7 protein-coding genes are annotated in these 5,926 nt (G+C 35.8%); 4 read left to right on the top strand and 3 right to left on the bottom strand.

Going from position 1 to position 5,926, the window contains the following annotated elements; genetic code table 11:
* Positions 1 to 294 precede the first annotated feature (294 nt).
* From Q6A92_RS17070 to Q6A92_RS17075, 3 genes are read right to left on the bottom strand one after another with little or no spacing between them, the layout of a single operon-like run.
* Positions 295 to 1,242 (bottom strand): hypothetical protein, encoded by a 948-nt coding sequence (locus Q6A92_RS17070; RefSeq protein ID WP_332238827.1) that lies wholly within the window; start codon positions 1,240 to 1,242, stop codon positions 295 to 297.
* Entirely contained in the window at positions 1,224 to 1,352 is a 129-nt protein-coding gene (locus Q6A92_RS20370; protein ID WP_443029751.1) for a transposase, read from the bottom strand. The genes Q6A92_RS17070 and Q6A92_RS20370 overlap by 19 nt, the downstream gene beginning before the upstream one ends.
* Before the next feature lie 56 nt (positions 1,353 to 1,408).
* Complete coding sequence (locus tag Q6A92_RS17075; RefSeq protein WP_332238832.1) at positions 1,409 to 1,570, bottom strand: recombinase family protein; 162 nt, start codon at positions 1,568 to 1,570, stop codon at positions 1,409 to 1,411.
* A gap of 294 nt (positions 1,571 to 1,864) precedes the next feature.
* Here Q6A92_RS17075 and Q6A92_RS17080 point away from each other — a divergent pair, with 294 nt between their 5' ends.
* The 4 genes from Q6A92_RS17080 to Q6A92_RS17095 all read left to right on the top strand — a co-directional run bounded on the left by Q6A92_RS17080 (position 1,865) and on the right by Q6A92_RS17095 (position 5,634).
* A complete protein-coding gene (locus tag Q6A92_RS17080) occupies positions 1,865 to 3,115 on the top strand; it encodes an MFS transporter (protein ID WP_332238828.1) in 1,251 nt (416 codons plus the stop codon).
* 255 nt (positions 3,116 to 3,370) lie between these two features.
* The gene (locus tag Q6A92_RS17085) at positions 3,371 to 4,477 is read left to right on the top strand and encodes a ThiF family adenylyltransferase (RefSeq protein ID WP_332238829.1); all 1,107 of its coding nucleotides are present in this window, start codon (positions 3,371 to 3,373) and stop codon (positions 4,475 to 4,477) included.
* Positions 4,467 to 5,255 (top strand): class I SAM-dependent methyltransferase, encoded by a 789-nt coding sequence (locus tag Q6A92_RS17090; protein WP_332238830.1) that lies wholly within the window; start codon positions 4,467 to 4,469, stop codon positions 5,253 to 5,255. Before Q6A92_RS17085 ends, Q6A92_RS17090 begins: the two co-directional genes overlap by 11 nt.
* 58 nt (positions 5,256 to 5,313) lie before the next feature.
* Positions 5,314 to 5,634: a hypothetical protein gene (locus tag Q6A92_RS17095; protein ID WP_332238831.1), complete on the top strand. Its 321-nt coding sequence runs from the start codon at positions 5,314 to 5,316 to the stop codon at positions 5,632 to 5,634.
* Positions 5,635 to 5,926: the final 292 nt, after the last annotated feature.

Raw genomic sequence — 5,926 nt, forward strand, 5'->3', positions numbered from 1 at the left:
ATCACAATTGGGCGTAGTCGATCCCCATACTTTACTTTAAAGGCTTCCCAATGTTCGTGATGATCAAAGAAAATACGCCTCAAAATATTTTTATCCATAAAGAAAAGATACCACAGTCACAAGCCCCGTGATACCTCCATTTTTTATACTTTCTTATCTTTTAAAAAAAGGGGAGAGACAAGTGGCTATCCAACCACTCGTCTCTCCCCTTCTAACCCTTGTTTTTATCCACTTTCCGCTGACGAATAAGGTGCTTAGAAAGTTCATAGGAAGACCTTCCCTGATGACCATAATTCAGGCCCGCATTCGGCTGACTGTTTTTCGTGCCGTTACCGGGCTTTCATGTTTGTAGGGATAATCCTGTTCACGCGCGTTTCCATTAAGAAGCAGCGCGTCGTTCCAGTCCTTTCCCGGCAGTCCGAACGGATAGTCGTCAGTCTGAAAGTCGCCGCCGAGATACCAATTATATACGGATTTCACCTTGTTCTCAAAACCGCGCTTGTCTTCAAACGGCAATTTTGTGTTAATTAAGGCATCGGTGATATTGGTCCGACCCTCTGACGTATAGCGCTCCAAATGCTGCGCGCAGCGCTCGCAGGCCTTCTCCAAATCAATGGATTCTGGCTGATGATTCTTAGGTAAATCCCGGCCGAAGAAGGCCTCATAATTAAAGCCATTGACCAACTCGTTCGTGCGAGACAGGTTAGTCTCCGCTTTATGGATCGCGGCAATCCATCGCCAATCAATCCCGTGCCGCTTGGCTGTTTCTTGATAAACCAAGAGATTCGTCTTCGGCAAGTGTTTATCAAAGGGAATCAGCGAATGAAAGGTAATGCGTTCGCCATCCGGTGTCGCCATAATTTTTTTGGATAGCCGATCAAAGAAAGCCTGGCCAGCGCGATCATTATCAACGCCGATCTGCACATCCATCGGATACATTCCGTAGAGCTGGCCAGTGTTTTGGATCATCTTCTCGACCGTCAGTGGTTTGAGCCCGTCCATGGAAACCAACCGACCAAGATAGATCCGTACTTGTACACGTTTGATGACTTCCCCATTTTGCCGGACATCCAGGCCAAGCTGACGGAGCGTCGCCAGTTCTTCGCCAGCGACGTCGGTATGTTGATGCGTCGCCTCTTTGACCCGCGCAGCAAGTTCGTCAGTAGAATACTTGATCTGTGCGCCATAGTCGATGCTCGTCTCAGTCATCGTGTCGACGGTGACTATCGTGTTCGGTTCCAAAGTTCTTCAATTAAATTAAAGTCAGGGCTATAAGGCGGCAGAAATACCAGAGAAAGAGAAATGCTTTCCGGGATTGAAGAGGATCTGTCTAAATTCGGATCCTCTTTGATCCTTTTTCTCTGTTGAGGATGAGAAAAGTATTGCCGATTTCGTTATTTTATCACCTTTAGAGTATCGCCTTTTTGCAAAATCTTAAGTAACTTCCCTGGAATTCAGGACGTGCTTTCTTTGTTCCTGTGAGTTTTTCAGAGAAGATCTTTTCATGCCCGGATTTCTTCAAATCCTTGATCTGTGATTCTAGGTATTGAGACCGGGTACTGACTCGCACATAGCCAGATATCAATATTTTTCGCCCTCATCTATGACTACGACGAACACCGCTATTTTATTGAGTTCGGTTTTCGAACTCAAAACTCATAAGTTTTAAAAAAAATGAAATATCAAAATAATGCAATGTAGCCCATGTATCCATGCGATATAATATTAAGTGAGAAGATATATGCACTTTTGATAAAATGTCTAAAGCTAAAGGTAAGTTAAGAAACACTAGAGATTCGATTGCATGAATGGTTTTTGGGAAGGTGAAAGGTAAGAATCAGACATAATATTGGAGGGTGAAATGATGAATCTTGTTAATATCAAAGGTAACAAGAGATATCCAGAAATAATTGAACCTATTTTTACATCAAAGGCATTCCGCTTTATTTGGATTGGAAATTCATTGTCAACGTTCGGTACGGCTATTACAAACATAATACTTCCTTTGCTTGTTTATAATTTAACTAGGTCACCAATGGAAATGGGTGTGATTATGACAGCATATATGCTACCCGAAGTATTAATTCTTCCAATATCCGGAATAATTGTAGACAAATTCAATCGAGCAAAAATCATGAGACTGGCCGACATAACTCGCTTTATTTCATCAATGTGTGTTATGTTTCTAGGACTGACTAATCATCTGTCGATCAATATATTAATAATTATTATGATGATTATGGGGTTAATGAGTGGGGTTTTTCAGCCCGCTTTTTCCGCAATGCGAGCTACGGTTTTCTTACCCACAATTCGTAATTCTGCAAATGCATTAAATCAAATTACGGTGGAGCTTTTAAATCTTTTAGGCCCTTCTGTGGGTGGGCTTATTGTTAGTTTTATGTCTGCTCCAATTGGCTTTGGAATAGATGGGGTTACTTACCTAATCTCATTTATCTGTTTGCTGTTCTTGACCAATGAAGGGACAGTAAAAAAACAATCTTTGCAAAAAACATCTTTTCTTAAAGAATGTTTATCAGGTATTTACATAGTACAGAGGAACACTTGGCTTTGGGTGACAATTGTCTTTTTTAGCTTTGTTAATATTGCTATATCAGGTGTTGTTACAGTCTTAATTCCTTGGTTAATAAAAGTACATGAGCATTTGCCGGCGTATACATTTGGAATTATTATGTCTGGTTCAGCTATAGGTTCGATTGGAGCATCTTTTATATTTGGTATGAGAAAGAAATGGCATTTTCGAGGTTTAATAGCTTACGGTGGAGTTGCACTAGCCGGATTTTCCCTTATCTTGATTTCATTTGCGCACTACTCAGGTTTGCTAATCTTATTAATGTCTCTAGAGGGAGCAGGATTTATGTTATTTGGATTGATATGGGAAACAAGCTTACAAGAGCTTGTTTCCCAAGATGAATTTGGTAGGGTAGCTAGTATTGATATGCTAGGGTCATTTGCTCTATTACCATTTGGATATTTGTTAACTGGTTGGCTAGCTAATTCAATTGGTGGTATAACGACAATTTTTATCCTGAGCTCTATAGTCGTTATCGCAACATTATTCATTATACTTATACCGGAAATTAGAAAATTCGACTAAATATTTAAATGAATAAATTGTCTAATTATGTCGAATAGATTGAAAATAATGAATCAAGCATTATAATATATTTAACAAGGAGGCGATAATAACGATGAAATTCGAAGTAAAGAAAACCGTTGTACTCCACACGATTCAAGCTGATAGCTGATGCCAAACGAGTAACATTTTTAAGCAAAGGGATTTCTACTTACAGGAAGATGTTTTTACATCTTCCTGTAAAATTTTATTAAACAATGATTGGAGTTTAAACTTATGAAACCAATTATTAAGAGATATCTAAGGCTTAGGCTACTAGACAATAATATTCTTCTTTTTGGTGAAAATAGTATAGCTAAAAATATACAAGTAAATGATGTCTTAACTAGATACGTAAGTCTTTTAGATGGTGAAAGGACGGTTAGTGAAATTTTTACAATTCTTCACAATGAATTTCCTGAAATCACCGTAAAAGATGTCGAAGAAGCAACAGAAAAATTTTTAAATGAAAATTTAATTGAAGATAATAATGAAAACAAGCCAGATTACTTATCTGACGAAGAACTCACAAGATATGATAGACAACTTCTGTTTTTTTCAATGTTTGAAACGCCTAATGTTGATAGATATACATTTCAAAAAAGGTTAAAAGACTCCAAAGTCACTATACTAGGTGGAGGAGGAGTTGGTTCACATACACTACTTAATTTAGCTTGTGCTGGAGTGGGTGAAATAAGGATAGTAGACTTTGATAAAGTAGAATTAAGCAATTTGAATCGATCATTTATATTTAATGAAAGTGACATTGGTAAAAAAAAGGTTTCAAGTCTTGAAAAAAAAATAAAAAATATTAATCCAAAAGTTAATTATGAGTTTATAGATAAGAAAATCTCCTCGAAGCAAGAAATCTTAGGCATAATAAATGGTTCTGATTTTGCTGTTTTGTGTGCAGATACACCATATTTAAAAATCAACAAGTGGTTTAATGAAGCATGCTTAGAAAAAAATATTCCTTATAGTTTAGCTGGATGCTCTGAATTTCACGGCCTCGTAGGCCCTATAACAATTCCCTATAAAACATCGTGTTTTGAATGTCAGGATTACGACCAAAAAGATATATTTTCCGGTTCTGATTATATTGTTAGAGCAAACAAAAGAAGAACAGCACCATCATTTGTACCAATAATAAGCACTTTGGCTAGTTTAAATTCATTAGAAATCATCAAATATTTAACTCAAATTCAACAACCATCTATATTAAATAAACAAATTAGAATTAACTTCATGACAATGGAATTTGAAAAAATTGAAAGACCAAGAAAAAAGGATTGCCCTGTTTGTGGAGATAAAGTTGTAAAGGAGTGTTCAGTCAGTGTACGCTGATTATTTCAAGGATGAAAACGTTGCTGATTATTTTGATCCCAGTGAACTGTATTATAAGGATATTCCATTTTATAAAAAATTTACTGATAAATATAGTGATTTTTTAGAATTGGGTATAGGAACTGGACGTGTTGCGTTAGAATTAGCTAGAAATAATGCTAACGTAACAGGAATTGATAGTTCAAATGAAATGCTGAATATTGCAAGAAAAAAGATTGAAAAAGAAAATTTAGGTGAACGTGTAAAACTTATTCAAGGAGATATGAGAGACTTTTTCTTGAAGGGAAAAACTTTTGAAGTGGCTTATATAGCAGAATATACATTCTGTTCATTACAGACTACTTCTGATCAAGAACATTGTCTATCATCGATATATTGCCACTTAAAAAAAGATGGAATTCTAATAATTCACCTTTTTCTTCCAAAAGCTCAATATTTAGGAAATCACAAAAAAGGGGGAATAGGCGGTGCTATTCTTGAAGACGGTGGGTATTACACACTTGAAAATGGCAATCATTTATTAAAAACGTTGTTTGTAACTTATGATAATTCTACTCAGCTTCAAAAGGCTTCGATTATTCATGAAGAAATGGATGCTCATTCTAATTTAGTTAAAAAATTTATTAAACCACTGAGCGTAAGAATTGTTTATAGATATGAGATGGAATTATTGTTAAAAAACAGTGGATTTGATTTACTGAATGTGTTTGGAGATTTTAATGAAAACCCATTAACAGATGGCAGCTGGGATATGATTTTTGTTGCAAAAAAAGGTTAGGATGGACTAACTACCTACCATGATTATTATAAAAATAGCCAATAACGAAGACTATAAAATGATTGCACAATTATCTAAGGGTAATTTTATTAGCTGGATTGATAACTGTATAATAGAAAGTGGGTTAATTATTTATGTAACTCCACCCCCTTGGAATTTTATCGTTGCATTCTGCGAGTCTAAACTAAGTGATACAGGAAAAATGGTTATTACCCCTTTATTGCTATTAAAAAATGCTGTACCTTTTTATAATATTAATAGACCATTAAATGTTGGATCCATATCATGCCAACTATGGACTAAAATAAAAACAATTATATTATTTCATAACCCCGGTCTTACAGGTTGCTTAAAGGAGTTTGATATGAAATATTCTTAGAAAAGTCAATTGTCAATTAATAAAAAATATAATCTGTAAACACATGATAGTTTTTCAGCGAATTAAGAACTTTACAGTCGAGATACTAGGTTGAAAATTAATTTGTATTAACCTGCCTATTCTAGGGCACGATAAAATCAAAAGAGCAATTGTAAAAAAGGCTGAACAGATCAGAAAAAAGTCTGATCGTGTTCGGTCTTTTATAATTTACTTAGTGTTGCTGCTATTCATTAATGACTGGAATATGACGACGCTTGTTGTCCATCGTTTGACGGAGACGTTGTCCGTCTTT

The organism is Sporolactobacillus sp. KGMB 08714 (assembly GCF_036598985.1).
Taxonomy (GTDB): domain Bacteria; phylum Bacillota; class Bacilli; order Bacillales; family Sporolactobacillaceae; genus Sporolactobacillus.

Bases quoted from the DNA above. Each gene is read 5' to 3' on its own strand.
- Q6A92_RS17085 (WP_332238829.1), top strand. From the start codon at position 3,371: ATGAAACCAATTATTAAGAGATATCTAAGGCTTAGGCTACTAGACAAT.
- Q6A92_RS17080 (WP_332238828.1), top strand. From the start codon at position 1,865: ATGAATCTTGTTAATATCAAAGGTAACAAGAGATATCCAGAAATAATT.
- Q6A92_RS17095 (WP_332238831.1), top strand. From the start codon at position 5,314: ATGATTGCACAATTATCTAAGGGTAATTTTATTAGCTGGATTGATAAC.